The following is a 22,572-nucleotide window of genomic DNA, read 5'->3' as shown; positions in this document are numbered from 1 at the left end:
CGCATTGATCCTGCGCGATCTTCAGCGCCCTTTCGGGACAGCGCAGCCTGGCGGCAGCGGCTGCGGGAATGGCATTTTATCGGGGGAGATGGAGGGTGACTTGCACGCCGCCGGGGACGTTGCCGATGGACATGCGGCCACCGTGCAGTTGCACCACCTCTTCGACGAAGTTCAACCCCAGGCCGGTGCTTTTGCGCCCACTGTCCGGGCGAGGCAGGGAGTAGAAGCGCTCGCAGAGGCGGGCCAGGGCGTACTCCGGAATCGCCTCGGCCTGGTTGAACAGGCTGAACTCGACCTGCGCACCCAGTTGTTTGGCAAAGAACCGCAGCACGCCCTGGGCCGGGGTGAAGTCCAGGGCGTTTTCCAGCAGATTGCCGATGGCCTGGCGCAACAGGAACGGCTCGCCGACCAGGGTCAGATTCGGGTCGATGCGTTGTTCGACCTGCAATTGCTTGCGCTCGATCCGCGCGCTCTGGCTTTGCAGCAAGGTGTCGATCAGGGCCGCCAACGGCACCTCGACCCGCTCCTCCAGCCCCTGGCGCTGCTCGACCTGGGCCAGGTCCAGCAGGCGCTCGATCAACTGCTGCATGCGCGCGCTTTCGCTGCCGATGTTGCCGACAAAGCGCTGCTGCTGCTCCACCGGCATCTCGCCCTGCAGCAACTCCGCAGCGCCACGAATCGCCGCCAGCGGGCTTTTCAACTCGTGGGTCAGGGTGTGCACATAACGTTCGACGTAGGCCTTGCCCTCAAGCTGGGTGCGCATGTGCTCCACCGCCGTGGCCAGTTGCTCCAGCTCACCACCACGGTAATGCGGCAACGCGGCGCGCCGGCCTTCGCTGACCGCCTGGGCATAGGCGGTCAGGCGGCGCAACGCCGCGCTGAGCCACCAGGACAGCAACGCGCCGAACAGCAGGCCCAGGGCAATCAGGCCGATGCCGTACCACACCAGGCGGCGTTCGGTGCGGTCGACATAGGGCTGCAACGAGCTGTTGGGCTTGGCCACGGTGACCACGCCGATGATCTTGCCCTTGTCACGGATCGGCGCGCCCACGTGCATGACCGAAGAGTTCGGATCATCGGCCACCGCTCGCGACGAACGCGCACCGTACTGGCCGCGCAAGGTCAGGTACACATCGTTCCAGCGCGAATAATCCTGGCCCACCGCGACACCGCTGGAGTCCAGCACCACCTTGCCCTGGTCGTCGGTGACATAGATGCGGTGGTTGACCTGGTTCTTCGGCAGGCCCCAGATACTGGCCGCCGGCTGCCGCTCGCCGTAGGCCTCGAGCAGTTGCGGCCAGCGGTTTTCATTGAGGGTCCCGGCCTTGAAGTCATCGCGCAGGATTTCGGCCATCAGGTTGGCGGTGTCCACCAGGGTTTCTTCGGTGGACTGGCGCACCCCGGGACGGATTTCCTCCATCACGGTGCTGAGCACAAAGTAGCTGGTCAGGCCGATAAACAGCGCATAGACCAGGAAGATCCGGATGCCGAGGGACATCAGCTATGACTCGGGCTGTAGCTGTAACCCAGGCCGCGGTGGGTCTGGATCGGCTCGGCGGTGGCCGCCACCAGGCGCAATTTGGCGCGCACGCTCTTGATATGGCTGTCGATGCTGCGTTCGTAACCAGCGTCCGCCGCCACCCCCAGGGCATCGAGCAACTGCTCGCGGCTGAACACCCGCTCCGGCTGCTCCAGCAGGCACTGCAACAGGCGAAACTCGTGGCGGGTCAGGCTCAGGGGCTGGGTGCGGTAGCTGATCTGCACCCGTTCGGCGTCCACCACAAACAGCGCCGAAGCCGGTTCAGCACTGGCCCGCGGCCCCATGCGCTTGAGAATCGCCTTGACCCGCGCCGCCACCTCGCGCGGGCTGAACGGCTTGACCACGTAATCGTCGGCGCCGATTTCCAGGCCCACCACGCGGTCGATTTCACCGTCGCGGGCGCTGAGAAACATCACCGGCACCTCGCTGAAGCGCCGCAGTTGCTTGCAGGTTTCAAAGCCGCTGATGTCAGGCAGGCCGATGTCGAGAATGATCAGGTCCGCCGGCGTCGCCCGCTGATGCTCCAGCGCCGCCTGCCCCAGGCTCAGCCAGGTGGTGCTGAAACCTTCGCCTTGCAGGGCGAAAATCAGCGTATCGGCTATCGCCGCTTCGTCTTCGACAATCAGGATATGGGCCATGGCGTCCGGGCACAGGAGTTGAATGCCCGAACGGTGCCGGATGCCTCAGGCCGCGTCAATCAGATGCAGCAGCCATCAGCAGTCAGGTTTGTCTGCGGTGTAACGCCGGGCCGGGTTCACCGCCGCGCCAAATTCGCGCAGGGCCTTGGCCCCGATCAGCAACGGGTAGTTGAAGCTGCTGCGGTCGGTCAGGTTGACCTCCACCGTGCGCTTGACGTTGCCCAGGCACATTTCCAGGTCAACCACCGGACGCTTGGCGGACTGCGGCTCGTCCTTCTCGTCATCTTCGTCGGAGCGACTCTTGATCTTGCTGATCCGCGCCACCTTGTGTTCGTAGACCTTGTTATCGGCGTCCTTGGTGGCCAGGCGAAAGCGCACCCAGTCCTCGCCGTCACGGGTGAAGGTCTCGATGTCCTTGGCCGACAGCGAGGCGGTCAGGGCCCCGGTGTCCATCTTGGCCTTGAGGGTTTCACCGATTTCCGGCAGGCGAATGTTTTCGTAGCGCCCGTAGAGGGTTGGCTCGGCGGCCATGACCGGCAGGGCCAGGAGGGACAAAAGAGCAAGGACGGCTTTCACGTGGTGGGGTTCCTTGAAGAGTGGGCAGCGGGATTTTAGACCCTTGCCGCTGGATTCGTTCGCCAGCGCCACCGCGTTAGCGGCGCAGCGAATGAAAAGCATACCCGGCCATGGGTGAAACATTCGTCAGCACACTGGGGTTTGGCCTGTTCGCCGAAGCTGCTTATCATGGCGCGCCAAAATGATTTCAAGAGTGCCTTATGCGCCGCCTGCTCACCGGCTGTTTCGTCACCCTGCTGCTGTTGCTCAACACCCTGGTCCTGTTCGGCCCGCTGATGGTGTTTGCCCTGCTCAAGCTGGTCCTGCCGGGGCGCCTGCGTGACTACGCGTCCTGGGCGGTGATGTGGATCGCCGAAACCTGGGCCGAGATCGACAAGCTGATTTTCGCCCTGTGCATCCCCACCCGCTGGGACATTCGCGGCGGCGAGGGGCTGCGGGTCGACACCTCCTACCTGGTGATCAGCAATCACCAGTCCTGGGTCGATATTCCGGCGCTGATCCAGACCCTCAACCGGCGCACGCCGTTCTTCAAGTTCTTCCTCAAGAAGGAACTGATCTGGGTGCCGTTCCTGGGCCTGGCCTGGTGGGCGCTGGACTACCCCTTCATGAAACGCTACAGCAAGGCCTTCCTGGCCAAACACCCGCAGTTGCAAGGCAAGGATCTGGAGATCACCCGCGCGGCCTGCGAGCTGTTCAAGCGCCAGCCGGTGACCGTCGTCAACTACCTGGAAGGCACCCGTTTCACCCCGGCCAAGCGCGCGCAGCAACAGTCACCCTTCACCCATCTGCTCAAGCCCAAGGCCGGCGGCGTGGCCTTTGTGCTGGCGGCGATGGGTGAGCAGCTGGATGCAATTCTGGATGTGACCGTGGTCTATCCACAGCCGACGATTCCGGGCTTCTGGGACCTGATCAGCGGCGCGGTGCCCAAGGTCATCATCGACATCCGCACCCGCGAGCTGGACCCGACATTGTGGCAGGGCGACTACGAAAACGATCCGGCCTTCCGCCAGCAGATCCAGAACTGGGTCAACCAGCTCTGGACCGAGAAGGATCAGCGCATCGCCCAATTGCGCGCCGAGGGCAGTTGATCAGCTGCCAGTGCCCCAGATGCCGCTCAGGCTTTGCAGCAACGAACCACCGACGCCCTGCTGCCCCAGGTATTGCAGGATCAACGGCGCAAACTGGCCGATCATGCCGCTGTCCATGCCCAGGGCGCCAAAGGTGTTGTTCAGGTCGCTGGTGTTTTTCACATTGCCCAGCAGCCCGTCCAGGGCCGGGGATTTGGCCGAATCACCGAGCAAACCACCCAAACCGCCAAGCCCGCCGAGGGCATTGTTGCCCGTCAGTTGATCCAGGCCCGGCACGCTTTTCGCCAACTGCGCGTAATCGGTGGAACTGAGCTGGTTTTTTGCCAGGCCGAGCATGGCTCCGGCGCCGCCCACTGCCTGCTCCGGCGACACGTTCAAGTGCGAACCCAGGGTATCGAGCAAGCCGGCCGCTTGCGGGGTGGTGGCCGCCTCGCCGGCCTTGTTGCCCTGGGCGCCGGCAATGGCCCCGGCCACATCACCCAGGTTGAACCCCGCAAACACCGGGCTCGCCGCCAGGGTCATCAGCGAAGCCAGTAGCAAACCGCGTGAAATCTTCATCGAGCCAACCTCAGTGAACGCTGCGCCATCCTCAAGAGTGGGATGGAAAACAGTTTTTTGACTGAATTCCCCAAGTAATGTTCCGAACGCTGGTCGGCGCGAGGCGAGAACAGCGCTCCTGAAAAAAAACCAACGGGGTGCATCCGCCAGCCGCTTGCCCACGTATATCCAAGGGCCTGGAGGACACCCTGATGCATGGAACAACCGCCCACCCTGGACTAACCTCAAGCCACCTTCGCGGCCCGTCGCCTTGGGCTCACCCCTGGACTGCCTGGAGAACGGTTATTTCCACTGTCGATACCGATCAGCTCAGACAGCTGCTGGCCCAGTGCTCACTGGGTGACCGGCATGCCTTCGAAACCCTGTACCGCAGCGTCGCGCCGCGACTGCACGGGGTGGCCCTGCGCTTCATGGGCCGCCGCGACCTGGCGGAAGAGGTGTTGCAGGAAAGCTTCGTGCGCATCTGGAACAACGCTTCGCGCTACCAGGCGCACGTGTCCGCGCCGCTGACCTGGATGATCAACATCACTCGCAACCAGGCCATCGACCAGTTGCGCAAACACCGCGAACGGCCCCTGGGCGCGCTGGAAGAACAACAGCTGGAGGATCAGAGCCTGTCGGCCCACGAACAACTGGACCGCGCCCGCGATGCCAGCGCCTTGAACCGCTGCCTGGCGACCCTGGAAAGCATGCAGCGCCAGTCCATCAGCGTGGCCTACTTCCAGGGCCTGTCGTGCTCGGAACTGGCCGAACACCTGGCCGCGCCCCTGGGCTCGGTCAAGTCGTGGATTCGTCGCGGCATGGAGCGCCTGCGCAGGTGCCTTGAATCATGAATTACCAGACCCCCGCCCTGCGCCGTGCCCTCGCCGCCGACTACAGCATCGGCCTGATGCAGGGCGCGGCCCGACGCCGCTTCGAGCAGTTGCTGCTGGATGACGCGGCCCTGCGCGCCGAAGTCGCGCAATGGCAGGAACACCTCGCCAGCCTGACCCACGCGCTCCCGGAGCAGGACGTGCCGGAGCGGGTGTGGCAGGCGATCCAGGCCCGCATCGAACCGCAACGCCTGCACGTGCCGCCCAAGCAATCGCTGTGGATGCGTCTGCGCCTGGTGGTCGCCGCCTGCGCGGTGCTGGCCTCGCTGTACATCGGCTTCATCTACCAAAGCGACAGTGTGCGCTACAGCGCCACCCTGCTCAGCGCCAGCCAGCAACCGGCGTTGCAGATCCAGGCCCATGGCCAATACCTGCAGGTCGAACCCCTGGCCCTGGCCACCGTCGGCCTGGACCGCAGCCTGGAGCTGTGGGCCGTACCGGCCGACGGCAAACCCATCTCCCTGGGCGTGGTGCCGGTGGGCGGCAAGGGCCGGATCAACCTGACCCAGGCCCAACGCGACCTGCTGGGCACCCCCATCGCCCTGGCCGTCAGCCTCGAACCTCACGGCGGCTCGCCCACCGGGCAACCGACCGGGCCGGTGTTGTATCAGGGGCCATTGGTGGCGTTGTGAGCCTCGTGGACTGACATGAAAAATCAGCCCCGAGATAGCGTTCGAACCCAAGCTGATTGAAAATGCCGCGCCCCCCCCTGGCCTCAGACCGGCCAGGGGGTGCTGGTGTGAAGGATTCACCCTTTTTCGGCGTTATAAGCGAAGCACAATGAGACGTTTTCTGTATGTTTGCGGCCTGCTGGGCCTGGCCACATTGATTGGCATCTGGAGAGTGGGTACGCCGGTCGATGAGGCTGTATGCAGCGCCGAAGCAACCACCTCCGGCCCCTTGGGCACGGTTATCGCCGAATACGCCGACGCCACGGATGGGGCCGATTGGAGAGACAACGGCAGTCCCTTTACCGTTCTCGAACTGCCCGCCGCCCACGCCCTCGCACGCGAACCCCGGCAGCACTACTGCGAAGCCCTGAGCCTTCTGCAAAACCCCCAGCGCACGCAGACCGAAAAGGTGCACACCGTGATGCTGATGCTTAACCTGCCTATCGATTACTACCTCGGTTTTATGGATCGCAGCCATGAGCTGTATCAGCGTGGGCTTATCGATGCCTCAGTGCTGGGCTTGGTCATGACCCCCAGGGGAACCGCACTCAACTACTGGTGGCTGCCGCAATGGCGATCACGCTACCAACGCGATGCGCCCGGGCTGTACAGCCAGGCGCAGATTGAAGACGTGTTATCGGGCGCACACTGGTTTGACTACCCGGGGCGGGGGTTTTGAGCGGTTCTGCTTCGCAGGGGCTTACCTCCCAGCAGCCGGTCGTTGAGGCGGCGAAATAACACCCATACACCTGACACGCCACGGCGCCAGATAGGACCAGCGCAGCCTTCGGCAGCGGCTACGGGCGGTGGGGCGCGAAAAAAAAGGGCGACCCGTGGGTCGCCCTGTTTGTTGCGGCTGGAGTTAAGCAGCGCTGAACAGTTTGTGCGGGTCGATGACGAATTTCTTCGGTACGCCGGCATCGAATTCGCCGTAGCCGCGAGGGGCGTCGTCGAGGCTGATGACTTCGACCCCGACGATGTCGGCGATTTTGATCCGGTCCCACATGATGGCTTGCATCAATTGGCGGTTGTACTTCATCACCGGGGTCTGGCCGGTGTGGAAGCTGTGGGATTTGGCCCAGCCCAGGCCGAAGCGAATGCTCAGGCTGCCCATTTTGGCTGCGGCGTCCACCGCACCCGGGTCTTCGGTCACATACAGGCCGGGAATCCCGATCTTGCCCGCCACCCGTACCACGCCCATCAACGAGTTGAGCACGGTGGCCGGAGCCTCGTGCTTGACCCCGTCATGCCCATGACCACGGGCTTCGAAGCCCACGGCGTCCACCGCGCAATCGACTTCCGGCTCGCCGAGCAAGGCCGCGATCTGTTCGTGCAGCGGGGTGTCCTTGGACAGGTCGGCGATTTCAAAACCCTGGGCCTTGGCGTGGGCCAGGCGGATCGGGTTGACGTCACCAATGATCACCACCGCCGCCCCCAGCAAGCGGGCAGACGCCGCAGCCGCCAGGCCGACCGGGCCGGCACCGGCCACATACACGGTACTGCCGGGCCCTACACCCGCCGTCACCGCACCGTGGTAACCGGTGGGCAGAATGTCGGAGAGGCAGGTCAGGTCGCGGATTTTCTCCATGGCCTTGTCGCGATCCGGCAGCTTCAGCAGGTTGAAGTCGGCGTAAGGCACCAGCACGTATTCAGCCTGGCCGCCGGTCCAGTCGCCCATGTCGACATAGCCGTAGGCACCGCCCGGGCGCGCCGGGTTGACGCTCAGGCACACCCCGGTGTGCTGCTCCTTGCAGGAACGGCAGCGCCCGCAGGCCACGTTGAACGGCACCGACACTAGGTCACCGAGCTTCAGGTTCTCGACGTCGCTGCCCTTCTCGATCACTTCGCCGGTAATTTCATGCCCCAGGACCAGGCCGGTCTGGGCGGTGGTACGGCCGCGCACCATGTGTTGGTCGGAGCCGCAGATGTTGGTGGAAACCACGCGCAGGATGACGCCGTGCTCAATCTTCCTGCCACGGGGGTCCTGCATTTTGGGATAGTCGATTTTCTGTACTTCGACCTTGCCGTTGCCGAGATACACGACGCCACGATTACCAGACATGCAAGTCACCTCTGTAGTTGTTGTTGTGAAGAGAGTTGAAGCAGCCTCAAGCGGCAAGCTACAAGCCGCAAGAAGTGTGCATACCGCTGTTACTTGTCGCTTGTCGCTTGAAACTTGCCGCTGCCCTTAAAGCACCACCGTGCGGTTGGCGTTCAAGAACACCCGTCTTTCGATGTGATAGCCCACTGCGCGGGCCAGGGTCAGGCCTTCGATATCGCGTCCCTTGGCGATCAGGTCCTCGGGGTAATGGCTGTGGTCCACCACTTCCACGCCCTGGGCGATGATCGGGCCTTCGTCCAGGTCGTTATTGATGTAATGCGCCGTGGCGCCCACCAGCTTCACGCCTTTGTTGTAGGCCTGGTGGTACGGCTTGGCGCCCTTGAAACCGGGCAGCAACGAGTGGTGGATATTGATCGCCTTGCCGTCGAGCTTGCGGCACAGCTCCGGCGACAGCACCTGCATGTAGCGCGCAAGGATCACCAGCTCGGCGCCCGACTCTTCTATCACCTGCCACACCTGGCGCTCCTGGGACGGTTTGTCGTTAGGGTCGAGGGGGAAATGGTAGTAGGGAATCTGGTGCCAGTCGGCCAAAGGTTTCAAATCGGGGTGATTGGACACCACCGCCACCACGTCCATCGACAGTTGGCCGATGCGCTGGCGGTACAGCAGGTCGTTGAGGCAGTGATCGGCCTTGGAGACCATGATCACCACTTTGGGCCGGTAATTGGGCGCGGTCAGTTCGAAGACCATGCCGAACGCCTCGCCCCTGGCGGCCAGGCCGGCGCGAAACCCCTGCTCGTCAAAGGACTCGGGCTGGCGAAATTCAACGCGAATGAAGAAACGGCCCGAAAGCCGGTCATCGAAGGAGTGGTGCTCGGTGACGTAGCAACCCTGCTCGAACAGAAAGCGGGTCACCGCGTCCACCGTGCCGAGCACACTGGGGCAATCGGCGGTCAAAATCCATGTGTCTGGGACGCGGCTCATCGTTGACGACTCCTGAGTAAAGAAAAGGCCGGTCGTGGAGCGGGCGCCTCCCGGGGCGGGGGCGCCGGCCACCACGGCACAGCATTCAGGCCTGGACGCTCAGGCCGTACTCGGCGGCGGCATCCTGCAACCACAACCACCAGTAATCGGAGAAGCTGCGGCGGATCAGCAGTTCCCAGGTGTCTTCAGCGGTATGGCGGATCACCAGCTGCGACTTGGCGAACACCGTGCCGACCGCCTTGCCCACCGGGAAGTTGTCCGGGTGCACGTCGTAGCTGGTGGACTTCATCAGCACCTGGCGCACATTGGGCCCCGACAACTCGAGGATCTGCTGGCCGCCGCTGACGTTAACGATCTGGATATGCAACTCGCCCAGGGCTTCGCGCAGGCTTTTTTCCGCGGCGAACTCTTCACCGCCGGGCACGATCAGCAGCCACTCATCCGGGCCGAGCCATTGCAGGCTGGTTTCACCTTTGACGATCACCGCCAGGGCGCCGGGCAATTCGATGCCCAGGGCCTTGTGCACCCCGGCGGCAAAGGCCGGGTCATGGCCGTCGCCACGAATCGTCAGGTGGCCCAGGAGTTTCTTTTCACGCACGGTCACGCCGGCATTCTTGCGGCCCTTGCCCACAAGGCTGGCGAGGTCGGCGTGATGCAGCGACGACTCGGCCTTGGCCCCGGTGGTCGGGCGTTGCTGGTAAACATTGGCAGCGGTCATATGGAGCACCTGTGTTGAATTCTGTTGGAGCCTTGCCAGAGGAACAGGGCAAGGCTCACGGCTACACGTTCTGGCGATCACCCTTGGGGTCGAAGAACACCGAAGACACGATCTCCGCCTCGATCACGCGGCCATCGGCCAGGGGCGCGAAGACTCGCTCGCCCAGGCGCTTGAGGCCACCCTTGACCACGCCCAGGGCAAACGAATACCCCAGTGAGTTGTGGGCGTAGCTGGAGGTGACGTGGCCGACCATGCTCATCGGGATCGCCTGCTTGGTGTTGAACACCAGTTGCGCGCCCTCCGGCAGCCATTGGGTCGGATCGATCGGCTTGAGGCCCACCAGTTGCTTGCGCTGATCGCGCACGCAGTCTTCACGGTTCATCCCGCGCCAGCCGATCCACGAGAACGGCTTGGTCCGCCCCACGCACCAGCCCATGTTCAGGTCGTCCGGGGTCATGGAGCCGTCGGTGTCCTGGCCGACAATGATGAAACCCTTCTCGGCCCGCAGCACGTGCATGGTCTCGGTGCCGTAGGGGGTCAGGTTGTAGGCCTTGCCGGCCTCGACGATCTTCTCCAGCACGCCCATGGCGTAGTCGGCCTGGACGTTGACTTCGTACGACAGCTCGCCGGTGAACGAGATCCGGAATACCCGCGCCGGCACGCCGCCCACCAGGCCTTCCTTCCAGGTCATGAACGGGAAGGCTTCGTTGCCCAGGTCAATGTCGGTGACCTGGCTCAGCAGCTTGCGGCTGTTGGGCCCGGACAGGGTCATGGTCGCCCAGTGGTCGGTGACCGAGGTGAAGTACACCTTGAGCTCCGGCCATTCGGTCTGCTGGTAGATCTCCAGCCATTGCAGCACACGCGCCGCGCCGCCGGTGGTGGTGGTCATCAGGAAGTGGTTGTCGGCCAGGCAGGCGGTCACGCCGTCGTCGAAGACCATGCCGTCTTCCTTGCACATCAGGCCATAGCGCGCCTTGCCCACATCGAGCTTGGTCCAGGCGTTGGTATAGATGCGGTTGAGAAACTCGCGGGCGTCCGGGCCCTGGATGTCGATCTTGCCCAGGGTCGAGGCGTCCAGCAGGCCGACGCTGTCGCGCACGGCCAGGCATTCGCGCTTGACGGCGGCGTGCAGGTCTTCGCCGTTTTTCGGGAAGTACCAGGGACGCTTCCACTGCCCGACGTCTTCGAACTCGGCGCCGTTTTTCAGGTGCCAGTGATGCAGCGCGGTAAAGCGAACCGGCTCGAAAATGTGCCCGCAGTGCCGACCCGCCACAGCACCGAAGGTCACCGGCGTGTAGTTGGGCCGGAACATGGTGGTGCCCATCTGCGGGATGCTGACGTTCAGCGAGCGGGCGGCAATCGCCAGGCCGTTGACGTTGCCGAGCTTGCCCTGGTCGGTGCCAAAACCGAGAGCGGTGTAGCGCTTGACGTGCTCCACCGACTCGAAGCCTTCGCGGGTGGCCAGTTCGATGGCGGCGGCGGTGACGTCGTTTTGCAGGTCGACAAATTGCTTGGGCGCCCGCGAGGTGCCTTTTTCATGGGGCACCTGGAACAGCGCCAGGGTCGCTTCTTCAAGGCGGGTCAGGGTTTTGGGCAACACCCCTTCCACGCTCTTGAACCCGGCTTCGCTGGCGGCGCGCACGCCCCCTTCAAAACCGTCGGCCAGGGAATCGCCCAGGCCGTAGACGCCATTGATGCCACCGACGCACACGCGTTTTTGCGGTGCTTCACCGGGTACAAAACCCAGGATGTCTTCACGCCAGGTCGGCTTGCCGCCCAGGTGCGAGGCCAGGTGCACCACCGGGCTGTAGCCACCGGAGCTGGCGATCAAGTCGCAATCAAGCCACTCGCCGGGGCTGGTCACGGTGTGCGCCTTGACGTCGATCGCCGCCACTCGCGCGGCGGTCACGTGCTTGCTGCCACGGGCTTCGATCACCGCACTGCCGGTGAGGATGCGAATGCCCTTGGCCCGGGCCTCTTCCACCAGCGCACCGCGCGGGTTGCTGCGGGCGTCGGCGATGGCCACCACCTGCAGGCTGGCGTCGAGCCAGTCCAGGGCCACGCGGTAGGCGTGGTCGTTGTTGGTGCTCAGCACCAGTTTCTTGCCCGGGGCCACGCCGTAACGGCGAACGTAGGTCGACACCGCGCCGGCCAGCATATTGCCCGGCACGTCGTTATTGCCGTAGACCAGCGGCCGCTCGCACGCGCCGGTGGCCAGCACCACGCGTTTGGCGCGCACACGGTGGATGCGCTGGCGCACCTGGCCGATGGGCGCGCGATCACCGAGGTGGTCGGTGAGGCGCTCGTGAATGGTCAGGAAATTATGGTCGTGGTAGCCGTTGACCGTGGCCCGTGGCAACAGCAGCACATCCGGCAGCGCCTTGAGTTCGGCGATCACCGTGGCCACCCATTCCGCCGCCGGTTTGCCGTCCAGGCTTTCGCGACTGTCGAGCAGGCTGCCGCCGAATTCTTCCTGTTCATCGGCCAGTATCACCCGCGCACCGCTGCGCGCCGCCGCCAGGGCTGCGGCCAGGCCGGCAGGGCCGGCGCCGACGATCAGCACGTCGCAGTGCTGGTTCATGTAGTCGTAGCTGTCCGGGTCGTTCTCGGTCGGCGAGCGGCCCAGGCCCGCGGCCTTGCGGATGTACTTCTCGTAGGTCATCCAGAACGATTGCGGGTACATGAAGGTTTTGTAGTAGAAGCCCGGCGGCATCAGCTTGCCGCCGACCTTGCCGAGAATCCCCATCATGTCGTTGTTGACGCTGGGCCAGCCGTTGGTGCTGGTGGCAACCAGGCCCTGGTACAGCGCCTGTTGCGTGGCACGCACGTTGGGGATTTGCGTGGCTTCGGTGGCGCCGATCTGCAGCACCGCGTTCGGCTCTTCGGCGCCGGCGGCGAAGATGCCCCGTGGCCGCGAATACTTGAAGCTGCGACCGATGATGTCCACGCCATTGGCCAGCAGCGCGGCGGCCAGGGTATCGCCTTCATAGCCTTTGTAGGTCTGGCCGTTGAAGGTGAAGCTGAGGACTTTGTTGCGGTCGATGCGGCCACCGTTGGACAGCCGATTGGTCTGGCTCATACCTTCTCTCCAGCAGCCTTGGCGGTGAATTGCGGCTTGGTGCCGATCTTGTAGGTTTCAAGAATTTCGTAGGTCAGGGTGTCGCGGGTGGCGTTGAAATACTGGCGGCAACCGGCGGCGTGAATCCACAGTTCGTGGTGCAGGCCACGGGGGTTGTCGCGAAAGAACATGTAGTCGCCCCACTCGGCGTCGGTGCAGGCGTTGGGGTCCAGCGGACGCGGGATGTGGGCCTGGCCCGATGAGTGGAATTCCTCTTCGGAGCGCAGCTCGCCGCAATGAGGACAGAAGATATGCAACATAGGGATTTCTCCTGTTAGTGGGCGACAGCGGCGGCGCCGTGTTCATCGATCAGCGCACCGTTGTGGAAACGGTCGATGGAGAAAGGCGCGGCCAGCGGGTGCATTTCACCCTTGGCCAGGCTCGCGGCAAATACGTTGCCCGAGCCCGGGGTGGCCTTGAAGCCACCGGTGCCCCAACCGCAGTTGAAGAACATGTTCGGTACCGGGGTCTTGGAGATGATCGGGCAAGCGTCCGGCGTGGTGTCGACGATGCCGCCCCACTGGCGGTTCATGCGCACCCGGGACAAGACCGGGAACATCTCGACGATGGCCTGGATGGTGTGTTCGATCACCGGGTACGAGCCGCGCTGGCCGTAGCCGACCCAGCCGTCGATGCCGGCGCCGATCACCAGGTCGCCCTTGTCGGACTGGCTGATGTAACCGTGCACGGCGTTGGACATGATCACGCTGTCGATGATGGGTTTGATCGGTTCCGACACCAGGGCTTGCAGCGGGTGGGACTCGATCGGCAGGCGAAAGCCCGCGAGCTTGGCCATGTGCCCGGAGTTACCGGCGGTGACCACGCCGACACGCTTGGCGCCGATAAAGCCCTTGTTGGTTTCGACGCCGATGCACACGCCGTTTTCCTTGCGAAAACCGATGACTTCGGTCTGCTGGATCAAGTCCACACCCAGGGCATCCGCCGCACGGGCAAAGCCCCAGGCCACGGCGTCGTGCCGGGCCACGCCGCCACGGCGCTGGACGGTGGCGCCGAGTACCGGGTAGCGGGTGTTTTTCGAGCAGTCGAGGTACGGGATCTCGTCCGCCACCTGCTGGGTGTTGAGCAGTTCGCCGTCCACGCCGTTGAGGCGGTTGGCGCTGACCCGACGCTCGGAATCACGGATGTCCTGCAGGGTGTGGCACAGGTTGTAGACCCCGCGCTGGGAGAACATGACGTTGTAGTTGAGGTCCTGGGACAGGCCTTCCCAGAGTTTCATCGCGTGTTCGTAGAGCTGCGCCGACTCGTCCCACAGGTAGTTGGAACGCACGATGGTGGTGTTGCGCGCCGTGTTGCCGCCGCCCAGCCAGCCCTTTTCAACCACCGCGACGTTGGTGATGCCGTGTTCCTTGGCCAGGTAATAGGCAGTGGCCAGGCCATGCCCGCCGCCGCCGACGATGACCACGTCATAGACCTTTTTCGGGGTCGGCGTACGCCACATGCGCTGCCAGTTTTCATGGTGGCTGAGGGAGTGCTTGAAGAGGCCGAAGCCCGAGTAGCGTTGCATAGTCATTACTCCAAAACGGCGCTCAGCGATAAACCGGGAAATCAGCGCACAAGGCCGCGACCTGGCGGGCGACATTGGCCTCGACATCGGCATCGCCGAGGTGGTCGAGGATGTCGCAGATCCAGCCGGCCAGTTCGGTGCACTGGCTGACCTTGAAGCCGCGGGTGGTGACCGCTGGGGTGCCGATACGCAGGCCGGAAGTGACAAACGGCGACTGCGGGTCGTTGGGCACGGCGTTCTTGTTCACGGTGATATGGGCCCGGCCCAGGGCGGCATCGGCTTCCTTGCCGGTCAGGCCCTGACGAATCAGGCTGACCAGGAACAGGTGGTTATCGGTGCCGCCGGACACTACATCGTAGCCACGCTTGATAAACACGCCGGCCATGGCCTGGGCGTTGTCGATCACTTGTTGCTGATAAGTCTTGAAGCCGGGCTCCAGGGCTTCCTTGAAGCACACCGCCTTGCCGGCGATCACGTGCATCAAGGGGCCGCCCTGGCCGCCGGGGAATACCGCGGCGTTGAATTTCTTTTCCAGTTCTTCGTTGGCCTTGGCCAGGATCAGGCCGCCACGGGGCCCGCGCAGGGTCTTGTGGGTGGTGGTGGTGACCACATCGGCGTACGGCAGCGGGTTCGGGTACAGGCCGGCGGCAACCAGGCCGGCGACGTGGGCCATGTCGACGAACAGGTAAGCCCCGACCTTATCGGCGATCTGCCGGAAGCGCGGAAAATCCAGGGTCTTGGAGTAGGCAGAGAAGCCGGCAATGATCATTTTCGGCTGGTGCTCGACCGCCAGGCGCTCCACTTCGTCGTAGTCGATCAGGCCGGTGTCGGTGTCGATGCCGTACTGCACGGCGTTGTAGAGCTTGCCGGAAAAACTGACCTTGGCGCCGTGGGTCAAGTGCCCGCCGTGGGCCAGGCTCATGCCGAGCACGGTGTCGCCGGCCTGCAACAGGGCGAGGAACACCGCGGCATTGGCCTGGCTCCCGGAGTGCGGCTGGACGTTGGCGTAATCGGCGCCGAACAGCTGCTTGGCGCGCTCGATGGCCAGGGCCTCGACCTTGTCCACGTGCTCGCAACCACCGTAGTAGCGCTTGCCCGGGTAGCCTTCGGCGTATTTGTTGGTCAGGCCGCTGCCCTGGGCCTGCATGACGCGCTTGCTGGTGTAGTTTTCCGACGCGATCAGTTCGATATGGTCTTCCTGACGCTGCTCCTCGGCATTCATCGCCGCCAGCAGCGCATCGTCATAACCCTGGATCTGGTCTTGCTTGCTGAACATCGCGTCTCTCCCAGCGGCGGCGGTGCGCCTTTCGTCTCGGTGAGGCCTGCCTCACGACAGTGCCCTTTGGATGCGATGGTAGGGCCGGCGCTGCCCAGCCAAATGCCTATGGACGCCACGCAAAGGTGCGTTTACGACATGGGCCCACCCATCCCTGTAGCCGCTGCCGCCAGGCTCGGGCCGCGTTCGGATGCTGGCCAGAACTAACCGGAGGATCTACTGGAAGAATCGCGGTGCGACATAGGGCCAGCGCAGCCTGGCGGCAACGGCTACAGCGCTTGGCGCAACGCCAGCAACAGCAGGAAGTGCCCGGGGTACAGCAGGTAGGCCCAACGCCGCATCGGCGGCACGGAGTGCGGGTGCAGGCCGCGCAACAGGCCGATGCCCAACAACGGCGCCAGCAGGCAGCTGACAATGCCCAGGCTCGCCGCCTGATTGCCCAGCAGCGCCGCCGGGAACAGGGTCTGCCATTGATTGGCTGCCAGGCACACCAGCCCGGGCAACAGGCTCCAGTACCAGGGCCGGCGAATCACCAGCAGCAACGCCAGGGGCAACAGCACGCCAAACACGCCGAACATCAGACGCTCGGAGAACAGTCCCGCCAGCGCCAAGGCCGCCGCCCCCAAGTACAACGCCGTCCCCCTTCGTTGCTGCCAGCCGCGGGCCACCAACAACCCCAACGCCAGGGTCGGCAACACGTTCAAGGTGTCGGGGTCGGGAATAAACAAGCGGTAAGGAATCTCGCTGATCAGGCTGAACAGCAGCAACCACCCCAGATACCGCCACTGCCCGGCCACCTCGCCCTGCACCACGCCCACCCGCGCCAGATTGGCCGCCATCGCCAGGCAAAACCAGGGGAACGCAAGGCGCCCGGGCACATACAGAAGATCCACCTGCCAGCCCACATAGCGCAGGTGGTCGAGCACCATGCTCAGCAGCGCCAGCCACTTGAGCAGGTCCAGGGCGCCGTCACGTCGGCCGGCAGGTGTGATCAGCGTGGGCCCAGGCATAAATCTCCATGCAATGTGCATTTTTCATGCATAAACAGAACGTGTGCACCCTCGCCAATCTTGGGTAAAGTGCCCACCACCAGGCGCTCGATAGTGCGGCGCCCGCTACGCAATGTGTGTTTCAACCGATCTTCAGCGCAGCACTCCTTACCCAGGAACGCCTTACCCGAGGCCCTTTACCCAAGGCGCCTCATTACGGACACCTATCACGGAAGCAGGCCATGACCGACAAGAGCCAACAATTCGCCAGCGACAATTATTCCGGCATCTGCCCTGAAGCCTGGGCTGCCATGGAACAGGCCAATCACGGCCATGAACGCGCTTACGGCGACGACCAATGGACCGCACGGGCCTCGGATCATTTCCGCAAACTGTTTGAAACCGACTGCGAGGTGTTCTTCGCCTTCAACGGCACCGCCGCCAACTCCCTGGCCCTGTCGTCGCTGTGCCAGAGTTACCACAGCGTGATCTGCTCGGAAACCGCCCACGTCGAAACCGACGAATGCGGCGCTCCGGAATTTTTCTCCAACGGTTCCAAGCTGCTGATTGCCGGCACTGAAAACGGCAAGCTGAGCCCGGAATCGATCCGCGAAATCGCCCTCAAGCGCCAGGACATTCACTACCCGAAACCGCGGGTGGTCACCCTGACCCAGGCCACTGAAGTCGGCAGCGTCTACACCCCGGAAGAAATCCGCGCCATCAGCGCCACCTGCAAGGAACTGGGGCTGAACCTGCACATGGACGGCGCGCGCTTCTCCAACGCCTGCGCCTTCCTCGGCTGCTCGCCGGCCGACCTGACCTGGAAAGCCGGGGTCGACGTACTGTGCTTTGGTGGCACCAAGAACGGCATGGCGGTGGGCGAGGCGATCCTGTTCTTCAACCACAAGCTGGCCGAAGACTTCGACTATCGCTGCAAACAGGCAGGCCAGCTGGCCTCGAAAATGCGCTTCCTTTCGGCGCCCTGGGTCGGCCTGCTGGAAAACGACGCCTGGCTCAAATACGCCTGCCACGCCAACCACTGCGCGCAACTGCTGGCCAACCTGGTGGCCGACATCCCGGGGGTGGAACTGATGTTCCCGGTGCAGGCCAACGGCGTGTTCCTGCAACTCTCGGAACCGGCCATCGCCGCGCTGACGGCCAAGGGCTGGCGCTTCTACACCTTCATCGGCAAGGGCGGCGCACGCTTCATGTGCTCCTGGGACACCGAAGAAGAACGCGTGCGCGAGCTGGCGGCAGATATCCGTACGGTCATGAGCGCCTGACGTGGCGAGGGAGCTTGCTCCCGCTGGGACGCGTAGCGGCCCCAACGGCGGCAACTCCATTTCTCCAGGCAAATCGCGAACTCCGGGTTTACAACCCCTGCACCCCGCAGCGCCGGCCGGCCGAGCGGGAGCAAGCTCCCTCGCCACAGAGGGCAAGCCGCCTGTGACGTCGGTGGGAGCATCCGCACTTTTTTGTGGCGAGGGAGCTTGCTCCCGCTGGGACGCGTAGCGGCCCCAACGGCGGCAACTCCATTTCTCCAGGCAAATCGCGAACTCCGGGTTTACGACCCCTGCCCCCCCAATGGCGGCAACCGCATTTCTCCAGGCAAATCGCGAACTCCGGGGTTACGCCCCCTGCACCCCGCAGCGTCGGCCGGCCGAGCGGGAGCAAGCTCCCGCTGGGACGCGTAGCGGCCCCAATGGCGGCAACCGCATTTCTCCAGGCAAATCGCGAACTCCGGGGTTACGCCCCCTGCACCCCGCAGCGTCGGCCGGCCGAGCGGGAGCAAGCTCCCGCTGGGACGCGTAGCGGCCCCAATGGCGGCAACCGCATTTCTCCAGGCAAATCGCGAACGCCGGGGTTACGCCCCCTGCACCCCGCAGCGTCGGCCGGCCGAGCGGGAGCAAGCTCCCGCTGGGACGCGTAGCGGCCCCAATGGCGGCAACCGCATTTCTCCAGGCAAATCGCGAACGCCGGGGTTACGCCCCCTGCACCCCGCAGCGTCGGCCGGCCGAGCGGGAGCAAGCTCCCTCGCCACAGAGGGCAAGCGCCCCTGGCCCTGCAATCAGTTCACAGATTCGTGAACTGATTATTTGCCGCCGCTGATTCAACATCCCCGGCAGATCCCGGACACTTCAAGGTCGACCTATAAAAACAAGGCAGCGACCCCATGACGAGCCTGGCCTCGGCTTCCGACAAAGCCCCTGCGTCAACCCTCAAGATCGAAACCCGCTCCATCGACTACGTCCCCCGCAACGAGCGGCACGGCAAGGTCTGGCACCAGGGGCCCTTCTGGTTTACCGGCAATTTCGTCCTCACCACCATGGTCACCGGCTTCACCGGTGCCGCCCTCGGCTTGAGCCTGCACTACGCGATCCTGGCGATTGTGATCGGCGTGTGCCTGGGCACCTTCTGCATGGCCTTTCACGCCAACCAGGGCCCGCGCATGGGTTTGCCGCAGATGATCCAGTCCCGGGCGCAGTTCGGCCTGCGCGGCGCCATCGTGCCGTTTATCGCGGTGGTGTTTGTCTACATCGGCTTCAACGTGTTCAACGTGATTCTCGCCACCGACGCCATCAACACCGTGCTGCCCGGCGCCCGCGCGCCCTGGTACACGCTGATGATCATCCTCGCGGTAATCATCGCCGTGATCGGCCACGACCTGCTGCACACCGTGCAGCGCTGGCTGACCTACGTGATGATCAGCGTGTTCGCGGTGCTGACCATCAGCGCCCTGATGACCCTGCAGGCCGACGCCGCCGTGGCCAACGCGCACTTTTCCTGGTCGGCGTTCCTGATCCAGTTGTCGGCCGCCGCCGGCTACCAGATCAGCTACTCGGTGTATGTCTCCGACTACTCGCGCTACCTGCCGCACAAGACGCCGTCGCGCCAGGTGATTTTCTGGACCTACCTCGGCGCCGCCGGTTCGGCGCTGTGGCTGATGTCCCTGGGGGCATTCCTGGCCTCCGCCCTGCCCTCGCCGGACGCCATCGGCAGCGTGCGTGAAGTCGGCAACCAGGTGATTCCGGGCTTCGGCACCTTTACCGTGTTGATCGCGGTACCGGCGCTGATCGGCATCATGGCGGTCAACTGCTACGGCGCGATGCTCACCGGCATCAGTGCCATCGACGGCTTCCTGCAAATCAAACCCAACCTCAAGAGCCGGGTGGTGGGGATCTCGCTGGTGGCGGTGGTGATCTTCCTGATCGCCCTGAATATCCCCGAGAGCTACCTGGGCAGCTTCAACACCTTCGTGCTGCTGATGCTGTATTTCCTGGTGCCCTGGACCGCGGTCAACCTCGCCGACTTTTATGTGGTGCGCAAAGGGCGCTACGCCATCGGCGACATCTTCAACCCAGCCGGGATCTACGGCCGATGGTCCAGTGCCGGCCTGGTGGCGTACTTCCTCGGTTTGCTGGCGATGGTGCCGTTCATGTCCCTGAGTTTTTACCAGGGGCCGGTTTCCCGGGCCCTGGAAGGTGCCGACATTGCCTTTGTGATCGGTTTGGCCGTGGCCGGGGTGGCCTATTGGGCGATGACCCGGCGACTGGATCTGGCTGCCGAGCAGCGGGCCATTGCCGCCAGCGAGCACCTGCTGGAGGGCCCGAGCGCATGAACCCGGTACAGACCCTGAAAGTCGCCTGCCAGCAACTGGCGCCGCGCGTCGGCGAGCTGGCCCATAACCGCGAGCTCAGCGCCGCCGCCATCCGCCAGGCCGCGGCCCAGGGCGCCCAGGTGGTGGTGCTGCCGGAGCTGATGCAAAGCGGCTACGTGTTCCACGACCTGGCGGAAGCCCTGGCACTGGCGGAAACCCTCGACGGCCCGGCCCTGAGCCTGTGGAAAAGCCTGGCCGAAGAACTGCAGGTGGTGATTGTCGCCGGCTTCTGCGAGCGCCTGGCACAAGACCAGGTGGCCAACAGTGCGGTGCTGATCGAGCCCGAAGGCAACCTGGCGGTGTACCGCAAGGCTCACCTGTGGGATCGGGAAAACCTGATCTTCACACCCGGCAATGAACCGCCACCGGTGGTGGCGACCCGCTTCGGGCCGATAGCGCTGATGATCTGCTACGACCTGGAGTTTCCCGAATGGGTGCGCTTGCCGGCCCTGGCCGGGGCCGCCCTGCTCTGCGCCCCGGTGAATTGGCCGGACGGCCCGCGCCCGGCAGGCGAGCGGCCGGGGGAAATGGTTCGGGTACAGGCCAATGCCGCGGTGAACCGGATGTTTATTGCCGCCTGCGATCGCAGCGGCGAGGAGCGCGGGGTGAATTGGGTCGGCGGTTCGACCATCGTCGATGCCGACGGCTACCCCCTGGCGGGCAAAAACCGCCACACCGGGGAGCAACTGCTGCTGGCCGACCTGCCCCTGGCCGAGGCCTGGCACAAGTCCATCAGTGAACATAACCACGTGCACCTGGATCGGCGCCCGAGCTTGTACTAACCCCCTGCGTGGCGAGCGAGCTTGCTCGCGCTGGGTCGGCCGGCGCTCCGGGGCGCCGCCGCCCTAATGGCTGCCCCCCATTTATTCAGATAGACCGAGCACTCCGGGTTTGCGACCGCTGCGCGGCCGAGCGGGAGCAAGCGCCCTCGCCACGGGGGGAGTGCCTGATCGGGTCCTTGGGATCAGAACTCGACCCGCACATCGCCCTTGGGCACGCTGCAGCAGGAGAGGATGTAGCCTTCGGCTTCGTCTTCTTCGGTGATGCCGCCGTTGTGTTCCATTTCCACTTCGCCGCCGAGCTTGAGCACTTTGCAGGTGCCGCAGATGCCCAGGCCGCAGGCCTTGGGGATCATCAGGCCGAGCTTGGCCGCCGCCGCGTGCACGGTTTCGCCCGGGGCCACGCGGATGCTCTTGCCCGAGGCGGTGAATTCCACCTGGTGCAGGTCGGCAACGTCGATTTCCGGCGCGTCGGCCGCTTGTTCGGCTTGTTCCACCGCGTCGGCACGGGCTTCGGCCGGGGTCGCGCCGAATGATTCTTCGTGGTAGCGGGCCATGTCGAAGCCCGAGGCCTCCAGCAGGCGCTTGACCGCGGTCATATAGGGCGTCGGCCCGCAGCAGAACACTTCGCGCTCAAGGAAGTCGGGCGCCATCAATTCCAGCATCTTGTGGTTCAGGTAGCCGCGATAACCGGCCCAGGGCTCGCCCAGGCCGTGTTTCTCGCAGATCAGGTGCAGGCTGAAGTTGTCGATGCGCGACGCCATGTGCTCCAGCTCGCGGTGGTAAATGATGTCCTTGGGCGAGCGGGCGCTGTGGATAAACACCATGTCGACATTGGCGTTGGTGTCGTAGAACCAGCGCGCCATGGACATCACCGGGGTGATGCCGACTCCGCCACTGAGGTAAAGCACCTTGGGGCTGGGGAAATCCATGGCGTTGAACAGCCCCACCGGCCCGTGCACCGCCAGCTCCTGGCCTTCGTGCAGGGTGTCGTGCAACCAGTTGGAGACCTTGCCCCCCGGCACGCGCTTGATGGTCACCGAAAAGCTGTAGGGCACCGAAGGCGAGCTGGAAATGGTGTAGGAACGCATGATCGGCTGGCCGTCGATTTCCAGCTCCAGGGTCACGAACTGCCCCGGTTTGAAGAAGAACAGGATCGGCTGGTCGGCCATGAAGCAGAAGGTGCGCACGTCCCAGGTTTCCTGGATGACTTTGACGCAACGGACGATATGCCGACCATTGGCCCAGGTCTGGGTTGTTACCGGATTCAGGAAGCTGTTGGACATGCTGTTCTCCATAGCCGTGTGCTCGGCTTCATGGTGGCGATTCTGCGTAACGCACGAAGCACCCATTTACCTATCTGCGACATTCACATGCTTATCGCGACCAGCCCCCAATCACCGGGGGTTGCGCGTCGGGAACAGGTTGGGCCATGTCGCCCATGGATAAGGTTCGGGGCGCTGGCGACCGCACACTCGGCGCAACGACAACAGCCGTATTTCGTGCCTTGCGTAGCACCA

General features: G+C 64.2%; 20 protein-coding genes. 7 read left to right on the top strand and 13 right to left on the bottom strand.

Annotated elements, in window-relative coordinates:
* Nucleotides 1–76: 76 nt before the first annotated feature.
* The 3 genes from creC to CF161_RS04560 form a co-directional block, all read right to left on the bottom strand.
* The gene (creC, locus tag CF161_RS04570; protein ID WP_020295392.1) at nucleotides 77–1,498 is read right to left on the bottom strand and encodes a two-component system sensor histidine kinase CreC; all 1,422 of its coding nucleotides are present in this window, start codon (nucleotides 1,496–1,498) and stop codon (nucleotides 77–79) included.
* Nucleotides 1,498–2,178, bottom strand: a complete 681-nt coding sequence (creB, locus tag CF161_RS04565) for a two-component system response regulator CreB (protein WP_020295391.1) — start codon at nucleotides 2,176–2,178, stop codon at nucleotides 1,498–1,500. Before creB ends, creC begins: the two co-directional genes overlap by 1 nt.
* A gap of 75 nt (nucleotides 2,179–2,253) precedes the next feature.
* Nucleotides 2,254–2,754, bottom strand: a complete 501-nt coding sequence (locus CF161_RS04560; protein ID WP_020295390.1) for an ATP-dependent zinc protease — start codon at nucleotides 2,752–2,754, stop codon at nucleotides 2,254–2,256.
* Nucleotides 2,755–2,954: 200 nt separating this feature from the next.
* Here CF161_RS04560 and CF161_RS04555 point away from each other — a divergent pair, with 200 nt between their 5' ends.
* The gene (locus tag CF161_RS04555; protein ID WP_020295389.1) at nucleotides 2,955–3,842 is read left to right on the top strand and encodes an acyltransferase; all 888 of its coding nucleotides are present in this window, start codon (nucleotides 2,955–2,957) and stop codon (nucleotides 3,840–3,842) included.
* Here CF161_RS04555 and CF161_RS04550 read toward each other — a convergent pair whose 3' ends face one another.
* Nucleotides 3,843–4,400: a DUF2780 domain-containing protein gene (locus CF161_RS04550; protein ID WP_020295388.1), complete on the bottom strand. Its 558-nt coding sequence runs from the start codon at nucleotides 4,398–4,400 to the stop codon at nucleotides 3,843–3,845.
* Between the two features lie 191 nt (nucleotides 4,401–4,591).
* On the opposite strand from CF161_RS04550, the gene CF161_RS04545 reads away from it, so the two are divergent.
* The 3 genes from CF161_RS04545 (at nucleotide 4,592) to CF161_RS04535 (ending at nucleotide 6,622) form a co-directional block, all read left to right on the top strand.
* Nucleotides 4,592–5,233: a sigma-70 family RNA polymerase sigma factor gene (locus CF161_RS04545; RefSeq protein WP_043228637.1), complete on the top strand. Its 642-nt coding sequence runs from the start codon at nucleotides 4,592–4,594 to the stop codon at nucleotides 5,231–5,233.
* Entirely contained in the window at nucleotides 5,230–5,904 is a 675-nt protein-coding gene (locus CF161_RS04540) for an anti-sigma factor domain-containing protein (RefSeq protein WP_020295386.1), read from the top strand. The genes CF161_RS04545 and CF161_RS04540 overlap by 4 nt, the downstream gene beginning before the upstream one ends.
* A gap of 148 nt (nucleotides 5,905–6,052) precedes the next feature.
* A complete protein-coding gene (locus CF161_RS04535; protein WP_020295385.1) occupies nucleotides 6,053–6,622 on the top strand; it encodes a hypothetical protein in 570 nt (189 codons plus the stop codon).
* A gap of 183 nt (nucleotides 6,623–6,805) precedes the next feature.
* Here the strand turns inward: CF161_RS04535 and fdhA are convergent, their stop codons facing one another.
* From fdhA to CF161_RS04495, 8 genes are all read right to left on the bottom strand, one after another.
* Nucleotides 6,806–8,005, bottom strand: a complete 1,200-nt coding sequence (gene fdhA, locus CF161_RS04530; protein WP_020295384.1) for a formaldehyde dehydrogenase, glutathione-independent — start codon at nucleotides 8,003–8,005, stop codon at nucleotides 6,806–6,808.
* A 126-nt stretch (nucleotides 8,006–8,131) separates the two neighbouring features.
* Entirely contained in the window at nucleotides 8,132–8,989 is an 858-nt protein-coding gene (gene purU / locus CF161_RS04525) for a formyltetrahydrofolate deformylase (protein ID WP_020295383.1), read from the bottom strand.
* Between the two features lie 85 nt (nucleotides 8,990–9,074).
* On the bottom strand, nucleotides 9,075–9,707 hold the full coding sequence (locus tag CF161_RS04520) for a sarcosine oxidase subunit gamma (protein ID WP_020295382.1): 633 nt from the start codon (nucleotides 9,705–9,707) through the stop codon (nucleotides 9,075–9,077).
* A gap of 61 nt (nucleotides 9,708–9,768) precedes the next feature.
* Nucleotides 9,769–12,786 carry a sarcosine oxidase subunit alpha gene (locus CF161_RS04515; protein ID WP_020295381.1) on the bottom strand — a complete coding sequence of 1,006 codons (3,018 nt, stop codon included), beginning with the start codon at nucleotides 12,784–12,786 and terminating at the stop codon, nucleotides 9,769–9,771.
* Entirely contained in the window at nucleotides 12,783–13,085 is a 303-nt protein-coding gene (locus CF161_RS04510; RefSeq protein WP_020295380.1) for a sarcosine oxidase subunit delta, read from the bottom strand. Before CF161_RS04510 ends, CF161_RS04515 begins: the two co-directional genes overlap by 4 nt.
* 14 nt (nucleotides 13,086–13,099) lie before the next feature.
* Nucleotides 13,100–14,350, bottom strand: coding sequence for a sarcosine oxidase subunit beta family protein (locus tag CF161_RS04505; RefSeq protein ID WP_020295379.1), 1,251 nt, complete (start codon nucleotides 14,348–14,350; stop codon nucleotides 13,100–13,102).
* A 22-nt stretch (nucleotides 14,351–14,372) separates the two neighbouring features.
* Entirely contained in the window at nucleotides 14,373–15,626 is a 1,254-nt protein-coding gene (glyA, locus tag CF161_RS04500) for a serine hydroxymethyltransferase (protein WP_020295378.1), read from the bottom strand.
* A 269-nt stretch (nucleotides 15,627–15,895) separates the two neighbouring features.
* Complete coding sequence (locus tag CF161_RS04495) at nucleotides 15,896–16,636, bottom strand: TraX family protein (protein ID WP_020295377.1); 741 nt, start codon at nucleotides 16,634–16,636, stop codon at nucleotides 15,896–15,898.
* A 221-nt stretch (nucleotides 16,637–16,857) separates the two neighbouring features.
* Between CF161_RS04495 and CF161_RS04490 the strand changes: the two genes are divergently transcribed.
* The 3 genes from CF161_RS04490 to CF161_RS04480 all read left to right on the top strand — a co-directional run bounded on the left by CF161_RS04490 (nucleotide 16,858) and on the right by CF161_RS04480 (nucleotide 21,055).
* On the top strand, nucleotides 16,858–17,898 hold the full coding sequence (locus tag CF161_RS04490; protein WP_020295376.1) for a low specificity L-threonine aldolase: 1,041 nt from the start codon (nucleotides 16,858–16,860) through the stop codon (nucleotides 17,896–17,898).
* A gap of 890 nt (nucleotides 17,899–18,788) precedes the next feature.
* Nucleotides 18,789–20,234 (top strand): cytosine permease, encoded by a 1,446-nt coding sequence (locus CF161_RS04485; protein ID WP_020295375.1) that lies wholly within the window; start codon nucleotides 18,789–18,791, stop codon nucleotides 20,232–20,234.
* Nucleotides 20,231–21,055 (top strand): nitrilase-related carbon-nitrogen hydrolase, encoded by an 825-nt coding sequence (locus tag CF161_RS04480; RefSeq protein WP_020295374.1) that lies wholly within the window; start codon nucleotides 20,231–20,233, stop codon nucleotides 21,053–21,055. Before CF161_RS04485 ends, CF161_RS04480 begins: the two co-directional genes overlap by 4 nt.
* Before the next feature lie 182 nt (nucleotides 21,056–21,237).
* Here the strand turns inward: CF161_RS04480 and gbcB are convergent, their stop codons facing one another.
* A complete protein-coding gene (gbcB, locus tag CF161_RS04475; protein ID WP_020295373.1) occupies nucleotides 21,238–22,338 on the bottom strand; it encodes a glycine-betaine demethylase subunit GbcB in 1,101 nt (366 codons plus the stop codon).
* Nucleotides 22,339–22,572: the final 234 nt, after the last annotated feature.

The organism is Pseudomonas sp. CF161 (genome assembly GCF_000416215.1).
In the GTDB taxonomy this organism is placed as follows: Bacteria; Pseudomonadota; Gammaproteobacteria; order Pseudomonadales; family Pseudomonadaceae; genus Aquipseudomonas.
This window is presented reverse-complemented; position numbering and strand designations above follow the sequence as displayed.

Bases quoted from the DNA above. Each gene is read 5' to 3' on its own strand.
- creC (WP_020295392.1), bottom strand. From the start codon at position 1,498: ATGTCCCTCGGCATCCGGATCTTCCTGGTCTATGCGCTGTTTATCGGC.
- gbcB (WP_020295373.1), bottom strand. From the start codon at position 22,338: ATGTCCAACAGCTTCCTGAATCCGGTAACAACCCAGACCTGGGCCAAT.
- CF161_RS04510 (WP_020295380.1), bottom strand. From the start codon at position 13,085: ATGTTGCATATCTTCTGTCCTCATTGCGGCGAGCTGCGCTCCGAAGAG.
- fdhA (WP_020295384.1), bottom strand. From the start codon at position 8,005: ATGTCTGGTAATCGTGGCGTCGTGTATCTCGGCAACGGCAAGGTCGAA.
- CF161_RS04520 (WP_020295382.1), bottom strand. From the start codon at position 9,707: ATGACCGCTGCCAATGTTTACCAGCAACGCCCGACCACCGGGGCCAAG.
- creB (WP_020295391.1), bottom strand. From the start codon at position 2,178: ATGGCCCATATCCTGATTGTCGAAGACGAAGCGGCGATAGCCGATACG.
- CF161_RS04540 (WP_020295386.1), top strand. From the start codon at position 5,230: ATGAATTACCAGACCCCCGCCCTGCGCCGTGCCCTCGCCGCCGACTAC.
- glyA (WP_020295378.1), bottom strand. From the start codon at position 15,626: ATGTTCAGCAAGCAAGACCAGATCCAGGGTTATGACGATGCGCTGCTG.
- CF161_RS04490 (WP_020295376.1), top strand. From the start codon at position 16,858: ATGACCGACAAGAGCCAACAATTCGCCAGCGACAATTATTCCGGCATC.
- CF161_RS04485 (WP_020295375.1), top strand. From the start codon at position 18,789: ATGACGAGCCTGGCCTCGGCTTCCGACAAAGCCCCTGCGTCAACCCTC.
- CF161_RS04555 (WP_020295389.1), top strand. From the start codon at position 2,955: ATGCGCCGCCTGCTCACCGGCTGTTTCGTCACCCTGCTGCTGTTGCTC.
- CF161_RS04495 (WP_020295377.1), bottom strand. From the start codon at position 16,636: ATGCCTGGGCCCACGCTGATCACACCTGCCGGCCGACGTGACGGCGCC.
- CF161_RS04550 (WP_020295388.1), bottom strand. From the start codon at position 4,400: ATGAAGATTTCACGCGGTTTGCTACTGGCTTCGCTGATGACCCTGGCG.
- CF161_RS04515 (WP_020295381.1), bottom strand. From the start codon at position 12,786: ATGAGCCAGACCAATCGGCTGTCCAACGGTGGCCGCATCGACCGCAAC.
- purU (WP_020295383.1), bottom strand. From the start codon at position 8,989: ATGAGCCGCGTCCCAGACACATGGATTTTGACCGCCGATTGCCCCAGT.
- CF161_RS04545 (WP_043228637.1), top strand. From the start codon at position 4,592: ATGCATGGAACAACCGCCCACCCTGGACTAACCTCAAGCCACCTTCGC.
- CF161_RS04535 (WP_020295385.1), top strand. From the start codon at position 6,053: ATGAGACGTTTTCTGTATGTTTGCGGCCTGCTGGGCCTGGCCACATTG.
- CF161_RS04505 (WP_020295379.1), bottom strand. From the start codon at position 14,350: ATGCAACGCTACTCGGGCTTCGGCCTCTTCAAGCACTCCCTCAGCCAC.
- CF161_RS04480 (WP_020295374.1), top strand. From the start codon at position 20,231: ATGAACCCGGTACAGACCCTGAAAGTCGCCTGCCAGCAACTGGCGCCG.